Source organism: Cryobacterium sp. Y50 (assembly GCF_002929805.1).
In the GTDB taxonomy this organism is placed as follows: Bacteria; Actinomycetota; Actinomycetes; order Actinomycetales; family Microbacteriaceae; genus Cryobacterium.
In genome coordinates, this window is record NZ_PJJM01000085.1 from 21,011 (window position 1) to 40,292 (window position 19,282).

Here is a 19,282-nt window from a genome sequence, read left to right on the forward strand (position 1 = left end):
CGGCCGAGCGGCCTCACCAAGGTGCGGCAGACGCGGGCTCGCACAACAACACAGGCGTGACCGCGTCGCCGGTGTTCACGGGCACTTTGGGTCAGAGCATGGAGCCGAGGTCGGATCCGACCGAGGGGTAGGTTGCGGTCACCGATTTCAACTGTCGAGTGGTCAGGCCGAGCTTGATGGCGAGGCCGAAGGTGTTGATCAGTTCCGCGTAGCCTGGGCCGAGCAGGTGTGCTCCGAGGATCTGATCGGTAGCCGTATCGATGATGACCTTCGTTGCCGCGGTTCTCTCGCCGACTCGGTAATTGGCGTACCAACCGCTGGTGTCGTTGTAGCGGACTGTCACGTCGCGGCCGTCGCGGTGCGCTTCGTGCTCGAGCATGCCGACGCGGTTCAGCTCCGGGATCGTGAAGACGGTAGTGGGCACGCCGGTGTAGTCGGGCACGGTTGTGGTGCCCTTAAGCATGTTGGATGCTGCCACCTTGCCCTCGAACACTGCCACGGGGGTGAGGCGCGCTCCGCGGGTGTCGGCCGCGTCGCCGGCGGCGAAGACCGACGGATTACTCCGGCTTTGCAGGTGCCCAAAAACGTCGATACCTCGCGGGCCCCAGGCAATGTCCGCAGCAGCAAGATTCAGGCCGTCGAGGTCGGGGACCCGGCCGGCACCGTGCACCACCAGGTCGGTATCGATCATCATCGTGACGCCGGACTGCTCCACCGCCACCTGGAGCCCCGCTGCCGTGCGTGTTACGCCGATGACCGAGCTGGTGCGGCGTACACGGATCCCTGCTTGCTCACTCCGGCGCACGACCAGGTCGACGAGGTCGGGGTCGAACGCGCGCAGCGGGCGGTCGCCGTGATCGATGATGACGCAGTCCACACCCGCTCGGGCCGCGATGTGCGCGAACTCGAAAGAGACGAACCCGCCGCCGACGAACACGATCCGTCCGGGCAGCGCATCGAGGTTGAGAAAGTCGGTGCTGTCGATCAGGTGTTCGTGGCCGGGGAATGTGAGCGGGCGCGGCCGAGCGCCGGTGGCGATCAGGAACCGCTTCGCCTGGTGCTGTACCCCGTCGAGCTCGAGCTGATGGGGTCCCGTGAATCGGGCGGTGCCGTGAAAGGTTGTCACGCCGTTTCGCACGAGTTCGTCTTCCATGCCGCGGGGCACACCATCGGTGAAGCCCCGCTTGTGGCGCATGAGTGCCGGCCAGTCCAGCGTGAGCTCGTTCTTGCTGATGCCCTTGCCCTGCATCAGGTGAGCATCATCGATTACTTCCGCGCCACGGCGGAGGATCTTCTTCGGATCGCACCCGCGCAGCGCACACGTGCCCCCGTAGGGCAGGGCATCGACGATGCCCGTACGCCACCCCTGTGCGGCGCACCGGTTGGCAGCCGTGGTGCCGGCCATTCCGGCGCCGATGACGAACAGGTCGTATTCCTCGCTCGTGCCGCTCATGCTGCGCTGATCGCTTCGCGCAGTTGTGCCAGCGTCGGGGCGCCGGCGAACCCGGAGGGGGTGGCATAAATGCGGCAGGCGAGTCCCACCGCGGCCGATGGGTCCGGAAAGAGGTCCCGTCCGTCGACCAGGATGCTCGGCGACCCCCGGAATCCGATCGCCTCCGCGTCCTCCGGGCTCTCGACCAGCTGCCGGCTCACGATGACGCCGGGGCGTTCTGCTGCGATCACCGCGAGCCGCTCGGCCGCGATCGTCCAGTTCGGGCAACCGTCGAAGTACTGCAATGAAATATCCATGCCTTCACGGTAAGCATTGCACCGCGCTGCAAGGTCAAGTGGTGAAATGGAAGTATGCAAATTAGGGACCTCGCTATTGCGAGCGGCGTGACCGCCCAAACCATTCGGTTCTACGAACGCCGCGGCCTGTTGTCCCGCGCCGCGCGTGATCGGAACGGCTACCGCCAGTACGACGAAGCGGCGCTTTCTCGCCTGAAGTTCATCCGTTCCGCCCAGACGACCGCCCTGACGCTGGCCGAAATTGGCAGCATCATCACCGTCCGGCAAGCGGGTCATGTGCCTTGTGACCACGTCTCAACTCTCCTCGCCACCAAGCTTGAGGACGTGCACCGGCGGCAAGAAGAACTCGTGCTCCTTGAGACGGAGCTGCACCACCTCCTCAGCGCCAGCAAGGACCTCAACCCGGCCGACTGCGATGTCGGCAGTGTCTGCCACATCATCGCCCACGGTCAGTCCTAGGCAGCCCAGGCAGCGGATTCACTCGGGCCCCTTACTTCACACGGGCACGACAGAGACCGCGGAGAGAGGTAAAGCGAGCGCTACGCGGCATCCGTCGCGCACCGCGTCACCCGGCGGCAGCGCGGCCTGCAGCACGAGTGCGTCGTCGAATGTAACGCTGACCATCCGCCGGGGCCCGAATCGGCGCACCCGAGTGACGCGCCCGATCACCCCGGTCGATGGCGCCGTCTCCTCGGTGCACGGGGAGACCTTGATCGCCTCATGGCAGATCACGAGCACTCCGGGACCGTCGGGCGTGCCCGGCGAGATAGGGACGCGACCGAGCGGCGACACATGGACGCTTCCCTGCACGGTGCCCGTGATTTCGTCGAGTCCGCCCATCAACCGGGACACGCGAATAGAGGCCGGGCGGTTGTAGAGGCGGTCCACGGAGTCGTGCTGGAGCAGCTCGCCGCCCTGGACGACGGCGATCCGGTCGGCGACCGCAGCGGCCTCGTCACGGTCGTGGGTGACCAGGATGATCGTGGGGGATAGCGCGCGACGGATGTCCTCGAGCAGCTGGTGCATGTCCTCCCGCAGCGCCGGATCGAGGGTGCTGAACGGCTCATCCAGCAGCAGCACGCCGGGTGCCGCGGCGAGGGCGCGGGCAATGGCCACGCGCTGCTCCTGTCCGCCCGACAGCGCCTGCACCGACCGGGCGCCGAAGTCGCCCAGCTGCACCAGGTCGAGGTAGTGCCCGGCGTGGCGCCGGGATTCGGCGCGGGTTGCACCCTTCACCCTCCGGGAGAAGGCGACATTGTCGAGCACGTTCAGGTGCGGGAACAGCAGCGGGCGTTAGAAGACCAGGCCGATTCCACGTTTCTCCGCGGGGACCCCGGCGACATCGGCCCCGTTGACGAGCACACTGCCGGCGCTGACCTGCTCCAGCCCGGCGATCAACCGCAGGATGGTGCTCTTGCCGGACCCACTCGGACCGAGGATCGCCGTGCACGAGCCGGCAGGGACGTCGAGGGTGACCCCGATCAGAGCCGGGGTCTGGGCGGCTCCGAAGGACTTGGACACCTCGCGGAGGGACACATCGGCACTCATTCTGGTTCTCCAACATCGGGGGTGGGCAGGTTGGTCGTGCAGTGGGGCCGGGGGCCCGCGAATCCGACCAGGGTGAGCAGGGCCAGGGGCGGGACGATGGCCGACAGCGACAGGATCGCGACCGCCGCATCGTTGTCGAGGCCCGCGGCCAGCGCCTCGGTCACGAGCGGCAACGTCACGATCTCGCCCCCGCCGACCACGACCGTGACCACGTAGTCGCTCCAGCCGACGAGGAAGGCGAGGAACGCCGCGCGGGCCAGGGCCGGTGCGACCAGAGGCACGTGCACCCGCCAAAGAACGCTCCAGCGGGAGGCCCCCAGCGTACGGGCCTCTTCCTCGTAACGGATGTCGTGGGCGGCATACGCGACCCGCATCGTGAAGGTCGTGTACGGGATATCGCCATCACGACCAGGACCAGCACCAGGCCGGCCTCCGGGGGGGGTGCCCCTATGTTTTTGTCAAGCAGCGAGTTGGTGTTCAGTTTCGTAGAGGGTGCCGTCTCGCAGCATGGCGAATAGAACATCACACCGGCGTCGAGCGAGTGCGATGAGGGCNGGGGCTCCGGGTACGTGCGCCCGAGAAGCCAGGCCACCTCGTAGGAGCCCAGTGTGTACACGAACACGATCGTCGACGAGATGGCCAAGGCAGGCAGGGCCAGCGGCAACATCACGAAGCGAAACCTCGGCCAGCGTCCCGCGCCCAGCATCGCTGCCGTCTCATCGAAGCGGGCGACGCGGGTGATCAGTGTTCCGGCGACAACCAGTCCGATGAAGGCCGATTCCTTCCACGCGTACTCGGCGACCACGGCTATCCACCAGGGGTCGCCGACCAGGGCCGGCCAGAGCTCTGCCGGCACGCCGAGCACCCGGGTGAGCAGGCCGGAGTCGGCCAGAAGCATTCCCACGGCAGCGGCCCCGATCAGGTGCGGGATGGTCACCGTGGCGGCGCTGGTCGCCGCCACGATGCGGCCGCACCACTGACCGTCGACGATTAGAAGCGCCGTTGCCATTCCCACGAGCGCGGCGATCACGGTTGAGGCCAGCGCGATGGCCAGGGAGAGTCCGAGTGCACGGATCAGCTCGTTGGCCTGACCGGTGTAGGCATCGAGGCTGAGCCGCACGGGTCCGACCAGCGGCGTGAGCCCCAGGCTCTGCAGCGCGGCCGCGCCGACCCCGCCGACGACCACGAACACGGCCGGGACCATAGCAGGCAACACCAGGAAGGCGCTGCGCATCCGTGCCCTGCGCTTCGACGTCGCTTCCCTGCTCGGCGTGCCGCGTGTGGTCGGTGTCATCGGACTGACTCGGCGGCTATTTGCCGGCGAGCACGGAGGTGAGCCAGCCCTCATCGAGCAGGGGCACCCAGGCCGCCGCCAGCTCGGGGTTGGCGTTCCTCGAGAGCACGTCGTACGGCGGCACCACGGGGGAGGACGGCAATGAGTCGAACTTCGCCCGGTCCTCCTCTGGGGTGAGGGCGTCCCGGTCGAGCACCGTGAACTGGCCCCACGTCGTCGGGTTCGCCTTCGCCAGCTGCTGCTCCACCGACAGGGCGACGTTGGTGACGACCATGGCGCCGGCTGACGATGCTGCGTTAGCGGGGATACTGAGGAAACTGGCGTTAACCACGGTCCCCTCCTCCAGCGTGAGCACCCGGGTCCCCGGCGGGAAGGTGCCGTCCTCGACGAGGTCGGTCAGGGTGGCCGGGCCGTAGGTCATGGTCAGGTCGATCTGACGGTCGGCGAAGAGCTTGCCCAGTTCCTGTTCGTTCGCCGGGTAGGTGCTGCCCTGCCGCCAGAGCGACGGTGCCAGATCGCTCAGCCGGTCGAACAGGGCCGGCGTCAACGCGTCGTAGGCGGCCTGATCGAACACGACGGGAACGTTCTCGTACCCGCCGGAGACGCTGTAGAGAACCTCGCGGGTGAAAACGGATCCGGTGAAGTCCGGCGGCGCCGGGTAGGTGAAACGACCCGGATACGCCCGGGACCACTCGAGGACGCCCTCCAGCGTGGTCGGCGGGTCCACTATGACGTCGGAGTTGTAGACGAAGGTGAACTGGGCTTTGCACCACGGGGCCTCGCAGCCGTCCACGGGGGTACCGAAATCGTTGGTGAGGAGCGGGTCGTCAGCTCTGGTCAGAGCCAGGTTGGGCATCAGGCCCGTCCAGTCGCATAGCCACGCCCCGGCTTCCTTCCCCGTGCGAAAATTGTCGCCGTTCACCCACACCAGATCGACCGTGCCGTCGTCGGTACTCCCGGCCTGCCGCTCGGAGAGAACCCGGTTGAGCGCGTCCCTCGTGTCGGTCACTGGCACCCGCTCCAGGGTGACGCCCTCGGCGGCCACGGCCGGGGCGAGCACCTCGTCGATGTAGGCGTTAGCCTGCGTGTCACCGCCGTACATCCACAGTCTGACGGTCTGGCCCTGGGCCGCACTGACGACGTCGGCCCAGCTGCCGAACGTGCTGCGGGTACCCTCGGGGGCGGGAGCGGCGCACGCGCTTAGCGTGAGGGCCGCGGCAGTGCCGAGGCCCACGAGCATGCCGGCTCGGGCTCGGCGGGAACCCCGACGGCGGCGCGGGGTCAGGGCGAGATGCATCGGTTTGTCTCCATTCGAGCGGAACAGGATCGGGCAGTGACCGGTTGAATCACGAAGAGCGACCGATGCTGCTCGACTCGGGTAAGCCGCGGAAGAAAGCATCTATTCCACCGGGAGGACCAGTTAAGCAGCCACAGGGAAGACCCCGGGAGTACTCCGGCCTCCGTTTCGGCCTCACTGACGGGCCGCCGGAGAGCACTGTGGCGCCTCGTCGTGCTCGCAATCTTCATCGTTGCGGTGATCGTGGTAGGAATCGTGGTGCCGGTGCCCAGCGTCGATCAGATTCGGGCCGCCGCCGCCAGCGCCGGAACCGTGGGGGTCCTCTTCTTCGTCCTGGGCTATGCGGCCCTCACCCTCACGCCCATGCCGAAGAACGTGCTCAGCATGGCCGCCGGGCTGACCTGGGGGTTCGCTGGCGGAGCGCTTCTCGTCTACCTTGGCGCCCTGCTCGGGGCGACGCTCGCCTTCGTGATCGGGCGCTCGCTCGGCCGCGACGCGGTCGAACGGTTCACGGGCGCCCGGGTGGCCCGCGTCGACGCACTGCTCCGTCGTCAGGGACTCGCCACGGTCATCGGCGCCCGGCTCATTCCCGTGCTGCCGTTCACTGTCATCAACTACACCGCCGGCCTGACCGCGGTACGACGCGGCGACTACGCGATCGGCACGGCCCTGGGAATCATCCCGGGCACCCTGGCCTATGTCGCCATCGGGGCCTACGGCTTCGAATTGGGCTGGCCGTTCTGGCTCGCCGTTGGCGTTCTCGGCGGCCTGACAGTGATCGGGCTGTTCTTCGCCAACCGGGCACGTCGCACCACCCGGGCGGCCGACGAGGTACCGCAGGCCGGGACTTCTGCTGTTCCCGGGGACGAAGCGGATGTTTGACACCTCCCTGCGCCGGGCGCTCGCCGCGCTGGCGTTCGACCGTGCCTGGATCACGCCCGACCGGCTGACCATCGCCGGTCTGGTCCTGGGCCTCGGCAGCGCGGCGACGGCGGCCGCCCAGCTATGGTGGGTCTCGCTCGCGCTCTGGTTGGTCTCCCGCGTCTTCGACGGCTTCGACGGCTCCCTGGCCCGGTTGCGACGGGAACGCGCTGACGCCGCGGACGGCGAGACCGGCCACAGCGAAGCCGGCGGTTTCCTCGACATCGTCGCCGATTTCACCGTCGACGGCTTCACCGTCTTCGGGGTCGGTGTAGGGGCCACCGCGGGATTCGACGCCCCGTGGTGGCCGTTCGTGCTCGTCCTTGTCGGGTATTACCTCAACGGCGGCGCGTTTCTAGCGTTCTCCTCGATCGCCGAACGCACCAACCGCCAGATCGATGACGGGCGCTCTCTGTCGTTTCTCGGCCGCATCGCTGCGGGCACGGAGACTATCATCGTGCACAGCCTGTGGCTGATCTTCCCGTTCGTCGCCTGGCAGATAGCGGTGGTCTGGGCCGTTTTCGTGGGCATCAGCGCGGTACAGCGGATGTTCGCCGGCTATCGGGCGCTACGCTGACGCCCAGCCTCGCTCTCGAGCTCACTCCTGACGATCAGCGCAGACGAGCGCTCCGCAGCCGCCGTAGAGTGCGGGTCGCCGTGAGAACGAGGCCGGAGCCCAGTCGGTGGCGCACATCGGCCACGGCCACATTCCAGAGACCGTCGTTGTAGGTGGGGTAGGCGTGGGTGGTGCCGGCTATATCACTCGTGGTGAGCCGGTTCTTCACCGCCAGAGAGATCTCGCCGAGGGTCTCCCCGGCTCGGGGACCGACCACGGTGCCGCCGAGCACCCGACCGCGCTTGTCGACGACCAGCTGCGTGTAACCATCCGTTTGTGCCTCCGTCACGGCTCGGTCGACGTGCTGGTGGTCGCGGGTGACGATGCGGTAGCCCCGGGTTGCGGCATCCTGGGTTTGCAGGCCGACGGCGCCCACCTCGGGGTGGGTGAACGTGACCCGGGGGATCGCCGCAGTGTCGAAGCTGCGGGTCAGGCCGAGGATCGCGTTGGTCGCGGCGACGCTGGCGTTTACCCCGGCGGTGTGGGTGAACTGCGGCAGCCCGGTCACGTCTCCGGCAGCCCAGATGCGCGGGTTGGAGGTGCGCAGCCGAGAGCTGACCAGGACGTTGCCGTAGGAATCGAGTCGCACCCCCACCCGCTGCAGGTCTAGTCCGGTCGTGTTCGAGCGGCGGCCCAGAGCCGCGAGCACTCGGTCGAACGCAAGGGTACTTCCGTCGCTGAGGGTGAGCGTGCCCGAGCGGCGGTCGGCCGAGGAAACCCCGGTCACCGTGGAAGTTGTGCGCACGTCGACGCCGTCCGCGAGGAGCGCGGCCTGGATGATGGTGCTGGCCCGTTCGTCTTCCTTGGACAGGATGCGTGGCCCGCGGTGAACGAGCGTCACGGCCGAGCCGAGCCGGGCCATCGCCTGGGCGATCTCACAGCCGATCGCGCCGCCGCCGAGCACCACGAGCCGCTCGGGGAGGGTACGCAGGTCCCAGAATGTTTCGCTGGTCAGTAGATCGACCGCGTCGGTTCCGGGGATGACCGGCAGGGCAGGTGTGGCGCCGGTGGCGATCAGGGCCTGCCGAAACCGGAGTTCGCGGCCGTTAACGTCGACGGTGTCGGGGCCGGTGAAGCGTGCCCGGCCGAGCACCACCTCGATGTTGTCCCGCTCGAGCGACTCCGCGGAATCAACCGGGGCGATTTCGTGCATCGCGTCGTGTACGTGCGCCATAACCTGGGCGAAGTCGACGACGACGTGGCTCGCGCTCACTCCGAGGCGAGCTGAGGATCGAGCCGTCGTGGCGGCATCCGCGGCAGCGATCAAGGACTTGGAGGGCACGCAGCCGGTCCACAGGCAATCCCCGCCGAGACGGTTGTCTTCGATCAGGAGCGCGCTCGATCCGAAGCTGGCCGCGGTGCGGCTGGCGACGAGGCCGGCCGTCCCGCCCCCGATGACGACCAGGTCCCATTCGTTCGTTTCGCTCATGACTGCGAGCGTAGACGGTAACCGGGTGCGTCGAAGGACGCCGAGGCTGATTAGGCTGACCGGAACGAAAGGCTAGGTCTGCACCATAATGAACGTCTACGAGGCCGCGGCCAAGTTCTACGACGCGCTCTCCGGAGAACGCTGCGTCTACCGAGCCGGCCGAGAATTGGGTGTGGCGCTGCTGGCGCTGCGTGCCGGCGACACGGTGTTGGACCTCGGCTGCGGCACCGGGCTGAACCTGGCCCTGCTCGTCGACGCCGCCGGGCCCTCGGGCACCGTCATCGGGCTCGACCGCAGCCCGGAAATGCTCGAGATAGCCCGCCGCCGCGTGGAAGCCAACGGGTGGACATCCGTTCGCCTGATCAAAGCGGATGCCACCACCTTCAACCCGAGTGTCGTCGCGAAGGAGCTGCCGGCAGCGTCGGGCGGGCACGTCGACGCTGTTTTCTCGAGCTACGCGATGAGCGTCTTCGACGACTGGCACCCGGCCTGGGACCGGATGCGGGCGTTACTTTCGCCCGGGGGCCGCGCCGGCATCGTCGACATGCAGCTGCCCGTGGGCCGCGCCCGCGTGTTCTCGCCGCTCGTGCGGCTGGCCGCAGCGGTCGGCGGTGCCGACCTGGCGGCGTGGCCGTGGACCGTTCTGGAGCGTGAGGGCGTGCAGGTGCAGCACGAATCCGTGCGGGGCGGCCACATCCAGGTAGTGGCGGCCACGATCCCGTAAACGACGAATTGGGGATTATCTGTTCCAGATCGCAGAACTCCGCGCAGGGAAGATCTACAGTTCGTGGATAGATATTTCGCGGACGAAAGGTTTACTCCCATGAAGGCAGTACTCAACGGCACGGTGCTCGCCGAAGCACCCCAGGACCAGCTCATCAAAATCGAAGGCAACTGGTATTTCCCGCCCCAAAGCGTCAACTCCGACCTGCTGGTCACCAGCGCGACACCGTATACCTGCGCGTGGAAGGGCGACTGCCAGTATTTCGGTGTGAAGGACGGTGGAAGCGTGTTGCAGGACCGCGCCTTCAGCTACCCCACTCCCTATCCGGAGTCCTTCGCTCGGGTCGGCCGGGACTACAGCAACTACGTCGCGTTCTGGAAGGACGTCCAGGTCACCGAATAACACCGGTTCGTTGTGTCAGGCAGGCCGCATTCCCTCCAGCAGGGGTGCGGCATGTTCGGACACGAGGCTGAAAAAAACACGGGGGTTGTGTGTCCCAGATCGCAGAACTCGAGGCGGCCAGGCGCTTAGCTTTCTGGCTAGAGGTACATTTCGCTAGGGAAAAAAGGTTTACTTCAATGTCCGCTTCCAACACTGGCGCACAACATCCCCGCACCGTCGCTGCCCCGTTGGGCCGGCGCATCCTGGCCGGCGTGGTTGGCGGGCTGGCCGGCGGCGTGGTCTTCGGCATGATGATGGCACTGATGGGCATGCTGCCCGTCATTGCATCGATGGTCGGGTCTTCGTCCGCCTGGGTCGGCTTCGCGATGCACCTGATGATCTCGATCGTGATCGGCCTGGGTCTGACCGTGCTATTCGGCAACTGGCTGCTTACCGGGTCCGGCCGCGGCGTCCTCGTCGGGCTGGTCTACGGTGCCATCTGGTGGGTTCTCGGACCTCTGGTGATGATGCCCCTGATGCTGGGTATGCCGATGTTCAGCGTCGACATGACCAGCGTCCTCTCCCTGATGGGGCACCTGATCTACGGGACTATTCTAGGACTCACGGCCGTTGGTGTGCTCAAAGGTCGGCATGAATGAAAGCTGCGGAGTCGACCTGATCGCCACTCCATCCGGGGACCGGCGCCCGTGGGCACCGCACGTACGAGAGGCTAACCCGTTGATGCTTGGACCCGCAGAACCGTTCAGCTGCCTCACCGAGGTTGACCTGTTTGCGGACCTGAGTACGGCCGAAATCGCGGCCATGGACCTCATGGCGCCGGCCCGGATGTTTTAGGCTGGCGACCTCGTCTTCTCGCAGAGCCAGCCGATTACCACCCTGTTCATCGTCAAGGTGGGTCGGGTTCGTGTCTTCCAGGTCACCGAGGACGGCAAGGCGTTGACCATGGCCATCGTCGAACCCGGAGCTGTATTTGGGGAGATGCTGCTGGTCGGCCAGCGGATGTACGACAACTATGCCGAAGCCATCGAAGACTCGGCGATCTGCCAGCTCAGCGTTGCCGAGGTCGAACGGTTCCTCCTGTCCGACCCGCGCATTGCCGTTCGAATCTCCCGACTGCTGGGCGAACAGGTCGTCCGGCTCGAGAAGCGCCTGACCGACCTTGCCTTGCGCCCCCTGGTGGCCCGGGTGGCGAGCACTCTGGTCAAACTCGCGGCGGCAGCGCCCCCACCCCGGTTCGGCCACGCAGCGGTCGTCACACTCACCCCTGAACAACTCGCCGGCCTGCTCGGCGCGACCCGGGAGGCGACCAGCAAGACCATGGCCGAGTTAGCCGTCCGCAACCTGATCCGGCAAGGCCGGGGACGCATCATCATCCAGGACACCGCAGCCTTACAGACCATCGCCAGGAGGACGACATGATCACCGCCAGTTACCATGGCACTGTCCTCGCGCGCTCAGCGAAACCGATCTACCTGGAGGGCAACCACTACTTCCCCCCGGGAGTCGGTCACGGCCCCGGCGATCGAGAAGAGTTGGCTGCGCACCCTCTGTTATTGGAAGGGGATCGCCCGTTAGTATCGCGTCACAGCCGACGAGCAGCTCCTGACCAACGCAGCGTGGTCCTACCCCTTGCCCTCCCCGCTGGCGTGGCGGATCAAGGCCATGGTTGCGTTTGACCTGGCCAGCGGCATCCGCATCGACGACGAACACACCTGAGCCACACCGCGAAGAACCAGGCGCGCCCGCTCAAAATTTCTCGACACACAAATAACGACACAAGGAGTCGCTATGCCCCGCAGTCCCGCCTACACAGTCGCCAACGCCCCCGAAAACTCGCGCGAGATCGCCGTCAAGCTGGAAAAGAAGGTCGGTAAGCTGCTTAACATCCACGCCGGAATGGCTCGCGCTCCCGCCGTGATCGGCGCCCACAACGGCATCTCCGAGACCATCGCCGCGCACGGAACCTTCGACGCCCGCAGCCGAGAGACCATTGCCCTGGCCGTGGGCAACGAAAATGGGTGCGATTACTGCCAGGCGGCGCACACCCTGTCTGGGCGTCAGGCCGGACAGTCCATGGAGCAGAGCACAGCCATCCGGGCCGGCGCCGTCGACTTTGATCAGAAGTTGTCCGCGTTGACCCAGTTGGTGCGGGAAGCGGCTGTACACACCGGCACCGTCACCGACGACACCTGGCAGGAAGCGAACTGCACAAAGCCCTCGTCACGATCACCGATGACGACGTCTTCCACCGTGTCGGCAGGCAATTCACCTGGCCAGCAGTCTGCCGAGTGGGCCGGTCGCGTTCCAGTCGGGTCCTTGAGACTGCCACCCAGTCGCGGAGGTGCTGGCGGGCATCCGCGAAGTCACGGTGCCAGCCGAGCGGGGCTGAGCCGAGCTGGTCGGGATCGTAGGCGCCGAGCCAGTGCAGGTGCAGCGCGCTGAGTTCCCAGACGAGTTCGGGGTGCCGGTGCCAGAACGGTGGAACGACGGATTCCGGCAGCCCGTAGGTGCGTCGCAGCCAGTTCACCCAGCGGTTGAGTTGGATCCATTCGGTCTCGGCGTTGTCGGCGCTGAGCAGGTTCCAGTTGATCGGATTCGGTGGCTCCGCCACGAGTGGCCCGTCGAGATCGTCCAACGAATTCTCTCGGAACGTGTCATCGTGATCGCGGTATGCACACTCGACTCGGGACTGTGACATCGCCGACCTCACAGCCCGAGAACGGATGCACCGGCGCGGGTGGGCCCCGCCTCATGCGTTGCCGGGGTGTCGTGCTCGGCGCCCACCGGTGCGTGGCGTGCACGGTCGACTTCGTAATTAGTGTGGGCGAGGTCGTGGCCGATCTTTTTTGGCACGAACTGTTTTCGTTCGATTGTCTCGCCGTTGTGCTCGATCTGGTATGGGTGCACGTAGCCCTCGGTACTGAAGCTGTCGCCCTTGGCGGCCGAAGATGCGCCGCCCGCTTCATGATGGCCGAATGCGACGCGGCACGGATGACCTCAGCCCGGGTCGCGATACCGGCGATGCGGTCGGGGTCAACCTTGGGTGCTAAGCCTCGAAACATGCGCTACAACCAGAATGCTGCAGTGGATGCCAGGCTCTCCAGCACGATCGCCGTCACTCAGTATGCAAAAGGGTTCAAACCCGGTGCCTGCAGCACCATCGACGGGTTTCCTGGATCGAGAAGCACGGCGAGCCCAGACTCCGGACCGCCGGCCGGTTGCGCAATCCTGGTCGCCCAGGCCGCGACGGTACCCGCAGCGCGAAGCAGCAGGGCCCACACTGCCGCACACATCAGAAGTCCGATTCCGAGGTTGGACAGCTCGTCGCCGAGCGCGGCCGGCGGTCGTTGGGTGCTCATCCGCTTAGAATTTCAGGTCCGGACCGGTGCGGCTGAACCGTCTCGTGACCGAGTATGCGAACGTCCGATCTCCGGAGAAGCAAGCCGTGGAATTCAGGAGGTCGGTCACGTCCTGCGCATCTGCGACGAGGCTTGCGATCCCCTCCTGAATGAGGCGATGGCAGCCGGCGCTCGCCGGGCTCGTCACCGGTCCGGGTACGGCGGCGACAGGTCGACCCAAGGCGTGGGCCTGCCCGGCGACGTTCAGTGAGCCGGATCGATGGCCTGCCTCGACGACGACCGTCGCGCCGGACAGGGCCGCGAGCATCCGGTTTCGTTGGAGGAAGCGCCACCGAGTGGGAGCGGAGCCCGGCGGGAATTCGCTGACGAGCAGGCCGCCGCTCTGTTCGATGCGTTCGAAGAGTTGCTCGTGGCCGGTTGGGTAGAGGCGGTCAAGGCCGGTGGCGAGCACGGCGATCGTCGAACCGGGGAAGGACATGATGGCTGCTCGGTGTGCTGATTCGTCGATGCCGTAGGCGCCGCCGGAGATGATCGTTCGGCCTTGGGAGGCGAGTTCTGAGGCGCGCTCGTGCCGAGTTGCTGCAGTTCGCCGGGCCAATCGATGTCATCTGGTGTCAGCATCCGCAGGTCGTGACGCTCCATGTCGGCCACGATCCGGTCGATCTGACCGGGGTTGATGCGCGGGGCCAGCCGTCGTCGCCACAGCTCGCCTTCGGCGGGGTCGATGCCGTTGGGTAGTCGCACGCCCGAGGTGATCAGCTGCACGGTCTCCGTCGAGTCGAGCCGAGCCGAGCCGAGCCGAGCGGCCAAGGCTCCCGTGACGGTGTCGCCGGGCTCGGACAGCGCTGCGAGTGTCATCCTCGCTTCTCGCTGCGCATTCATGGCCAGGCCTCCTCGATACTGAATACAAGGTGCGCCTGCGATCCCGACCAAGCCTGACAGGATGGGAGTGTGCGAACGGGCGTTGAGTGGATGGAGCGGCAGCAGGTGCCGCTATACCTTGCCGCGCTCGCGGCCGGCGTCGGGATCGGCCTTCTGGCTCCCGAACTTGCGCACCCGGCGGAGATCGCGATCAACCCCGTTCTCGGCCTTCTGCTCTACGCGACGTTTCTGGGGGTACCGTTCGCGAAGATCGGGCGAGCATTTCGCGATTGGCGGTTTCTAACCACAATCCTTGTGGTCAACTTCGTGGCTGTCCCGGTCGTCGTGTTCCTGCTATCTCGGATCGTCGCCCACGACCAGGTGGTGCTGATCGGGGTGCTGTTCGTGCTGCTGACTCCGTGCGTGGATTACGTCATCGTGTTCACCGGCATCGCCGGCGGCGCCAAGGACCGCCTCCTCGCCGCCGCCCCGCTGCTCATGCTCGCCCAGATGCTGCTACTCCCGCTCTATCTGTGGTTGTTCGTCGGGGCTGAATTTGTACAGTCCGTCGACCTTGCACCGTTCGTCGACGCGTTCCTGCTCTTGATCGCCCTACCCTTCACAGCGGCCGGGTTGACGCAGCTCGCCGCCGCCCAGACCCGTGTCGGGCGGATCGTGCAGGACGTCGTGCTGGGGGCGATGGTACCGCTAATGATGCTCACCCTCGCCGTCGTGGTGGCGTCGCAGATCACCGGCGTCGGGCAAAAGCTGGCCGCGCTGCTCCTTGCTATCCCCGTCTACGTACTGTTCGCTGCCGCAATGGTGCCGATCGGAGCCGTCGCCGGCCGAATGGCACGCATCGACGTGCCGGGACGGCGGGCGATCGTGTTCAGCGGCGTCACCCGAAACTCTCTCGTCGTCCTGCCGCTCGTTCTGGCCTTGCCGGTCGCGTTCGACTTTGCCCCACTCGTCGTCGTCACTCAGACTTTGGTTGAGCTAATGATCATGGTTGTCTTCGTTCGCCTGATCCCACGCCTCATCCGCACCCAAGCGACAAAATTTTCCGGCACGAAGATGCTGTTCAACTTACGACCCCCTGTACGCGAGCCGTGATTTGTCGTATCAGCTCAGAATCGCGAGCGTCCGACAGTAAACGCGCCGTCATGTCGAAGGCCGCGAACGTGTGTGGGGGAGTAGCTGACGATTTTGACGTTGCTGAGCTTGTTGAAGATGAGAATTGATGCATTTCTGAAGTGACGCGACTGCCGCCACTGGCTATTGCGAACTGAAAGGTCTAACAGATGAATGGAACTGTCCCGCGCCCGCTCAGGCTCGTCCTATGGATACTCGGAGGGATGTTAGCCGTGATGGCTATATTTAGCCTCATTTCAGCGTGGCAGTCCCAAGCGGATGACTGGTGGGTGGGCGTCGGTCTCGCCATCTCCGGCGGCGTGTGCCTCACAATCGCGGCCACGAGTCACCGAACTGAGTCACGCTCCAATAAGTCGAATTAGCCTGGGTTTGCCGCGCTGCTCGGTGTAGCATCCGGAACAAGTGGCGCAGCTATTGCCCTGCCGTCATCCGCGGCGTCCTATCAAAAGTCACCAGCTCGTCGGGGTGCAGTTGATGCTGCACGACAAAGCTGCGATCTTCGATGTGCCAAAGATCCTGACCGGTACCGAGTGCTGGCAGCAATTTCTGCTCGGTTCGGCTGAGTCCGAGCGCACTCGCGGTGGATCCGAGTTGGTCCGGTTCTTACCGGTAGACGATGCACGTTTCGGCGTTCGCCAGCAGCGACGAGGCGAGTGCGCGCAGGGCCGACGAGCCGCTCGACTTCGGTCAGGCGGTCCTCGTCATCCTCGGAGTTGGGGGAGAGCATGCAATCGACCACCATGGGCAGGATGGGCACTTCGGCGCTGCGAACGGCATCGGCCAGGGCGAGGTCGATCGCCGTGTGCTCGAGCGGACTGAGGGATCGATCGCGCGCGGTTTCGGTAAGGGAGCCGATCAGATCGCGTCGCCGGGCAGCCAGCTGCGCCGACCATTCGGTGTCCGAAACGGATGCTGCCCGGTGGCCTTCGTCGAGGGGATTGAGCCGGTTGCGCAGTCCGTGGCCGAGAACGATCGCCTAGCCGCCGACGGCCTCGGCCACGGCAGTGTGCTCGCCCTTCGGATCGCCCGGAACATACACACGCCGCCCAAAGGGGAGCGAGCGGGCGTAGAGAGACTTCGCCAACGTGGACCTACTGGAGCCGACGATTCCGACCAGCACGATGTTCGGAGCGGTGATCAGGCCTCGTTGGTAGAGCATCCACGAGTCGTAGATGAAGGATTCACCGGATTAGAGGTCTTGCTCGACGAAGACGCCGGCCGAGCCGAGTCCGGCCCCGGCGAGAAACGGGTAGTGGCCTGACAGCACCGCTGTCGTGTCCTGGTGTTTGGGGAGTTTTAGTCTTTCCGGGCGTGCGCAGTTGTGCGGGCACAGCCTCGCCAACTTTGGGCAGGTAGGCGCCCGATCGTGCTTCATCCCGCTCGGCCGTATGCTTACGCTCGGTTACTGCGGTGTCTTTCACAGCGTGATCGTGCGCTCGGCCATGCGCGTTGTGCGCGGGGCGGCCCAGAGATCGTCGCAACGCGGCATCGGCCGCACCGACTCCACTACAGATTCAAGCGGTTGCCACCGCAACAGAGAAACGAACCGGTACGTCCCGCTGTAGGTCAGCGCGTACAGAAAGCCGTAGTGCTCGATGGTGTGGCCGGTCCTGCCGGCCGGGATGCGGTCGTAGGTGTACCCATTCTCGAGGGCAGCATCGATCGTCGCATCGTCGAAGTCCCGTGGCTGCGGGTGATCGAACGCAGCGGATGCTCCGCTTCGGTCGATCAGGCCGAGCACCGCGTCGGCCTCAGCTCCTTGTTGACGGTGTTGACCTCTTCCCCACGGACGGTCGCACGAGCGACGTCGCCTGCCAGATCTATCTGACGCCGAATGGCCTGGCCGAAATTCCGACCCAGCAATAAATCGAGGCTGCGCTCGCCGCTCATGGATAACGCGCTTATAAGGCTACGGAACCAGAAGATTAGCCGTAAACGACCGGTGGTAATTAGTCAGCGTTCGATGTAATGTCAGCGCATGCTGACTATTGTTTCTCGGGTGGACGTGATGAACCGGTTGGGCCGAGCAATGGCCGATCCCACCAGGTCGCGAATCTTGCTGTCCCTGCTCGATGGCCCGGGATATCCGGGTGCGTTGGCTCGGGAGCTGCACTTGTCGCGGTCGAACGTGTCTAACCATCTGTCCTGCCTGAGAGGCTGCGGAATCGTGGCCGCCGTTCCGGAAGGCCGCTCGACTCGCTATGAGATCGCGGATCCCCACGTGACGAAGGCGCTAGTCGCCCTAGTGAATGTCGTGCTCGCCGTCGACGACGGTCTCGGCTGCGTCGATGAGGCCTGCGACGTGCCACTGTGCTGCGTGACCGACGAATGAGCCTCTCCGCTGACGACCGAGTCGTTGAAATTCAGCTTGACCGAACGCAGATTCTCCGTCGCCGGATTCGGTGGATCGTCGCGGTGACTATTGCCTACAACGTCATCGAAGCGATCATTGCGATCGCGGCGGGAAGTGTGGCGTCCTCAGCAGCTCTCATCGGTTTTGGCCTCGACTCCATCGTTGAGGTCCTCTCCGCGGCCGCGGTGGCATGGCAGTTCGCAGCCCCCGATCCGGAGAAGCGGGAGAAGACCGCGCTGCGAGTCATTGCGTGGGCGTTCTTCACTCTCGCCGCGTACGTGACCGTCGATGCCGGGCTGTCCTTATTCGGTGTTCAAGAAGCGGAACACAGCACGGTCGGCATTGTGCTGGCCGCGGTCAGTCTTCTAGTGATGCCCTTTCTGAGCTTCGCCGAACGTCGCGCCGGTCGGGAGTTGGGCTCAGCCTCGGCGGTCGCCGACTCGAAGCAAACTCTGATCTGCTCCTATCTCTCCGCAGCCTTGCTAATCGGGCTGCTGCTGAATACCCTTTTCGGTTGGGCGTGGGCGGACTCGGTCGCAGCCCTCGTGATCGTGGTCTTCGCCGTCAGGGAAGGCCTCGAGGCGTGGCGGGGCGACGCCTGCAAAGTACCCGTGTCTGCTCTGACTGGGGAACGCCAGGTCGAGCACGAAGACTGCAGCTAAACCACTCACACGCTCCGACACAACGGCAGGGCCGCCGCCGTGAACGCCTACGCCTGCTGACCCATGAGGCGCCGCGTTTCACAGGATGCTTGGATGGCGACCTGCTCGATCGACGCCACAGCACGATCGAGGTCATCGACAGTGGGCGCGGTCACACACACTAGACCGGTGGTGCGCCGCACGCAGCGCCCCGGTCAGGACGGTCATTTCCTGGCGGAGCACCGTCGCTGCGCCACCGACTTTTGGGCCGAACTTGGCTGCGGCGATGGCGACTAACGCGGCGGCGATTCCCGCGGTGGAGCAGAAAACGTAGGGATCGGTGGCGCAGCTCGCGGCGGCGTTCGAGACCTTGGCGGCGACCGCACATCACGACCGGTGGGTGGCGCTGGTACGCACGCAGGGTCTCTCGTCGGGTCAGGCTGACACGGTCATCTACCCGGATGCCTTCGGGCCGTTGACCGCGCAGCTGCGGCGAGCCGAGGCCCACTTTGTTGACGTTGCGAGCGAGCGCCGTACTCGACCACGCGCTCCTCGTTGGGGAGCCCGGCCCAGCCTCGCCACCCTTCATGCAGTGCCAACTGAAGGTACCGGCAGTGAGATAGAAGTGCCTGTTTGTTCGATTACCAGTTGTTCTATCGTGGTGACAGCTTGCGCAGGGCACTTGCCTTGTGCGCGGCTTCCGCATCCGTCTTCTCGGACTTCACGATATATTTTGGGTCATCTTTCGAGGCGTGAAACGTTGTGCCCGCGAAGTCAAAGTCGCTCGTCTTCTTGTCGACGACTTCCCCCTGTGTTCGCCCCTGAGCTGTTGCCCAAATCACCCGGTCGCCTTTGCTGAAATCTGTCATGTTCGCAGCCTACGGACGGCTGTGTCCAGGTACTAGTGGGGAGTCAACTATCAACCCGCCGACAGTT

The 19,282-nt window shown here is 65.6% G+C and carries 21 protein-coding genes and 7 pseudogenes; 14 read left to right on the forward strand and 14 right to left on the reverse strand.

The genetic code is table 11. The annotated features are described in order from the left end of the window. Nucleotides 1–91: 91 nt before the first annotated feature. Together CXY73_RS08180 and CXY73_RS08185 are read right to left on the reverse strand one after the other, a co-directional pair. Entirely contained in the window at nt 92–1,453 is a 1,362-nt protein-coding gene (locus tag CXY73_RS08180; protein WP_104136982.1) for an NAD(P)/FAD-dependent oxidoreductase, read from the reverse strand. Beyond that, complete coding sequence (locus CXY73_RS08185) at nt 1,450–1,749, reverse strand: thioredoxin family protein (protein ID WP_104136979.1); 300 nt, start codon at nt 1,747–1,749, stop codon at nt 1,450–1,452. Before CXY73_RS08185 ends, CXY73_RS08180 begins: the two co-directional genes overlap by 4 nt. Nucleotides 1,750–1,803: 54 nt before the next feature. Here CXY73_RS08185 and CXY73_RS08190 point away from each other — a divergent pair, with 54 nt between their 5' ends. Then, nucleotides 1,804–2,208, forward strand: a complete 405-nt coding sequence (locus tag CXY73_RS08190) for a MerR family transcriptional regulator (RefSeq protein WP_104177419.1) — start codon at nt 1,804–1,806, stop codon at nt 2,206–2,208. 36 nt (nt 2,209–2,244) lie between these two features. Here the strand turns inward: CXY73_RS08190 and CXY73_RS08195 are convergent. From CXY73_RS08195 to CXY73_RS08215, 4 genes and pseudogenes are all read right to left on the reverse strand, one after another. Beyond that, nucleotides 2,245–3,297: pseudogene (locus CXY73_RS08195) on the reverse strand (ABC transporter ATP-binding protein). Further along, a complete protein-coding gene (locus CXY73_RS23525) occupies nt 3,294–3,476 on the reverse strand; it encodes a hypothetical protein (RefSeq protein ID WP_369831228.1) in 183 nt (60 codons plus the stop codon). Before CXY73_RS23525 ends, CXY73_RS08195 begins: the two are co-directional and overlap by 4 nt. A gap of 410 nt (nt 3,477–3,886) precedes the next feature. After that, nucleotides 3,887–4,645, reverse strand: a pseudogene (locus tag CXY73_RS23530) (ABC transporter permease subunit); the annotation flags it as partial. Then, complete coding sequence (locus CXY73_RS08215) at nt 4,608–5,888, reverse strand: ABC transporter substrate-binding protein (RefSeq protein WP_199185312.1); 1,281 nt, start codon at nt 5,886–5,888, stop codon at nt 4,608–4,610. The pseudogene CXY73_RS23530 and the gene CXY73_RS08215, both read right to left, overlap by 38 nt. 213 nt (nt 5,889–6,101) lie before the next feature. Between CXY73_RS08215 and CXY73_RS08220 the strand changes: the two genes are divergently transcribed. Both CXY73_RS08220 and CXY73_RS08225 read left to right on the forward strand, forming a co-directional pair. After that, a complete protein-coding gene (locus CXY73_RS08220) occupies nt 6,102–6,770 on the forward strand; it encodes a TVP38/TMEM64 family protein (protein ID WP_104177422.1) in 669 nt (222 codons plus the stop codon). Next, nucleotides 6,763–7,386, forward strand: coding sequence for a CDP-alcohol phosphatidyltransferase family protein (locus tag CXY73_RS08225; protein ID WP_104177423.1), 624 nt, complete (start codon nt 6,763–6,765; stop codon nt 7,384–7,386). The genes CXY73_RS08220 and CXY73_RS08225 overlap by 8 nt, the downstream gene beginning before the upstream one ends. A gap of 34 nt (nt 7,387–7,420) precedes the next feature. Here the strand turns inward: CXY73_RS08225 and CXY73_RS08230 are convergent, their stop codons facing one another. Further along, on the reverse strand, nt 7,421–8,854 hold the full coding sequence (locus CXY73_RS08230; protein WP_104177424.1) for an NAD(P)/FAD-dependent oxidoreductase: 1,434 nt from the start codon (nt 8,852–8,854) through the stop codon (nt 7,421–7,423). Between the two features lie 88 nt (nt 8,855–8,942). Here CXY73_RS08230 and CXY73_RS08235 point away from each other — a divergent pair, with 88 nt between their 5' ends. The 8 genes and pseudogenes from CXY73_RS08235 to CXY73_RS23540 form a co-directional block, all read left to right on the forward strand. Continuing rightward, nucleotides 8,943–9,578: a class I SAM-dependent methyltransferase gene (locus tag CXY73_RS08235; protein WP_104177425.1), complete on the forward strand. Its 636-nt coding sequence runs from the start codon at nt 8,943–8,945 to the stop codon at nt 9,576–9,578. 99 nt (nt 9,579–9,677) lie between these two features. Beyond that, on the forward strand, nt 9,678–9,980 hold the full coding sequence (locus CXY73_RS08240; RefSeq protein ID WP_104134614.1) for a DUF427 domain-containing protein: 303 nt from the start codon (nt 9,678–9,680) through the stop codon (nt 9,978–9,980). 176 nt (nt 9,981–10,156) lie between these two features. Further along, nucleotides 10,157–10,618, forward strand: coding sequence for a hypothetical protein (locus tag CXY73_RS08245; protein ID WP_233198212.1), 462 nt, complete (start codon nt 10,157–10,159; stop codon nt 10,616–10,618). Further along, the gene (locus CXY73_RS22695) at nt 10,611–10,814 is read left to right on the forward strand and encodes a hypothetical protein (protein ID WP_233198213.1); all 204 of its coding nucleotides are present in this window, start codon (nt 10,611–10,613) and stop codon (nt 10,812–10,814) included. The genes CXY73_RS08245 and CXY73_RS22695 overlap by 8 nt, the downstream gene beginning before the upstream one ends. A gap of 12 nt (nt 10,815–10,826) precedes the next feature. Next, nucleotides 10,827–11,051, forward strand: a pseudogene (locus CXY73_RS23220) (Crp/Fnr family transcriptional regulator); the annotation flags it as partial. Between the two features lie 114 nt (nt 11,052–11,165). Then, a complete protein-coding gene (locus CXY73_RS23225) occupies nt 11,166–11,399 on the forward strand; it encodes a helix-turn-helix domain-containing protein (RefSeq protein WP_255411373.1) in 234 nt (77 codons plus the stop codon). A 168-nt stretch (nt 11,400–11,567) separates the two neighbouring features. Then, nucleotides 11,568–11,696, forward strand: a pseudogene (locus CXY73_RS23535) (hypothetical protein); the annotation flags it as partial. Nucleotides 11,697–11,876: 180 nt separating this feature from the next. Next, nucleotides 11,877–12,077: pseudogene (locus CXY73_RS23540) on the forward strand (carboxymuconolactone decarboxylase family protein); the annotation flags it as partial. A 20-nt stretch (nt 12,078–12,097) separates the two neighbouring features. On the opposite strand, the pseudogene CXY73_RS08260 reads toward CXY73_RS23540, so the two are convergent. From CXY73_RS08260 to CXY73_RS08275, 4 genes and pseudogenes are all read right to left on the reverse strand, one after another. Next, a pseudogene (locus tag CXY73_RS08260) lies at nt 12,098–12,678 on the reverse strand (hypothetical protein). Nucleotides 12,679–12,686: 8 nt separating this feature from the next. After that, the gene (locus tag CXY73_RS08265; protein WP_104134612.1) at nt 12,687–12,887 is read right to left on the reverse strand and encodes a hypothetical protein; all 201 of its coding nucleotides are present in this window, start codon (nt 12,885–12,887) and stop codon (nt 12,687–12,689) included. Between the two features lie 212 nt (nt 12,888–13,099). Then, on the reverse strand, nt 13,100–13,339 hold the full coding sequence (locus CXY73_RS08270; RefSeq protein WP_104134611.1) for a hypothetical protein: 240 nt from the start codon (nt 13,337–13,339) through the stop codon (nt 13,100–13,102). 4 nt (nt 13,340–13,343) lie between these two features. Next, nucleotides 13,344–13,937, reverse strand: coding sequence for a DNA-processing protein DprA (locus CXY73_RS08275; protein ID WP_104177426.1), 594 nt, complete (start codon nt 13,935–13,937; stop codon nt 13,344–13,346). A 353-nt stretch (nt 13,938–14,290) separates the two neighbouring features. Between CXY73_RS08275 and CXY73_RS08280 the strand changes: the two genes are divergently transcribed. Next, complete coding sequence (locus CXY73_RS08280) at nt 14,291–15,313, forward strand: arsenic resistance protein (RefSeq protein ID WP_104134609.1); 1,023 nt, start codon at nt 14,291–14,293, stop codon at nt 15,311–15,313. 450 nt (nt 15,314–15,763) lie between these two features. Here CXY73_RS08280 and CXY73_RS22700 read toward each other — a convergent pair. Together CXY73_RS22700 and CXY73_RS08295 are read right to left on the reverse strand one after the other, a co-directional pair. Continuing rightward, nucleotides 15,764–16,866: pseudogene (locus CXY73_RS22700) on the reverse strand (hypothetical protein). Continuing rightward, entirely contained in the window at nt 16,770–17,093 is a 324-nt protein-coding gene (locus CXY73_RS08295) for a hypothetical protein (RefSeq protein ID WP_104177428.1), read from the reverse strand. The pseudogene CXY73_RS22700 and the gene CXY73_RS08295 overlap by 97 nt, the downstream one beginning before the upstream one ends. A gap of 237 nt (nt 17,094–17,330) precedes the next feature. Here CXY73_RS08295 and CXY73_RS08300 point away from each other — a divergent pair, with 237 nt between their 5' ends. Together CXY73_RS08300 and CXY73_RS08305 are read left to right on the forward strand one after the other, a co-directional pair. Next, nucleotides 17,331–17,684, forward strand: a complete 354-nt coding sequence (locus tag CXY73_RS08300) for a helix-turn-helix transcriptional regulator (RefSeq protein ID WP_104134606.1) — start codon at nt 17,331–17,333, stop codon at nt 17,682–17,684. Then, nucleotides 17,681–18,367, forward strand: coding sequence for a cation transporter (locus tag CXY73_RS08305; protein ID WP_104177429.1), 687 nt, complete (start codon nt 17,681–17,683; stop codon nt 18,365–18,367). The genes CXY73_RS08300 and CXY73_RS08305 overlap by 4 nt, the downstream gene beginning before the upstream one ends. Nucleotides 18,368–18,999: 632 nt before the next feature. On the opposite strand, the gene CXY73_RS08310 is transcribed toward CXY73_RS08305, so the two are convergent. Next, nucleotides 19,000–19,215, reverse strand: a complete 216-nt coding sequence (locus CXY73_RS08310; RefSeq protein WP_104177430.1) for a DUF2945 domain-containing protein — start codon at nt 19,213–19,215, stop codon at nt 19,000–19,002. Between the last annotated feature and the right edge of the window lie 67 nt (nt 19,216–19,282).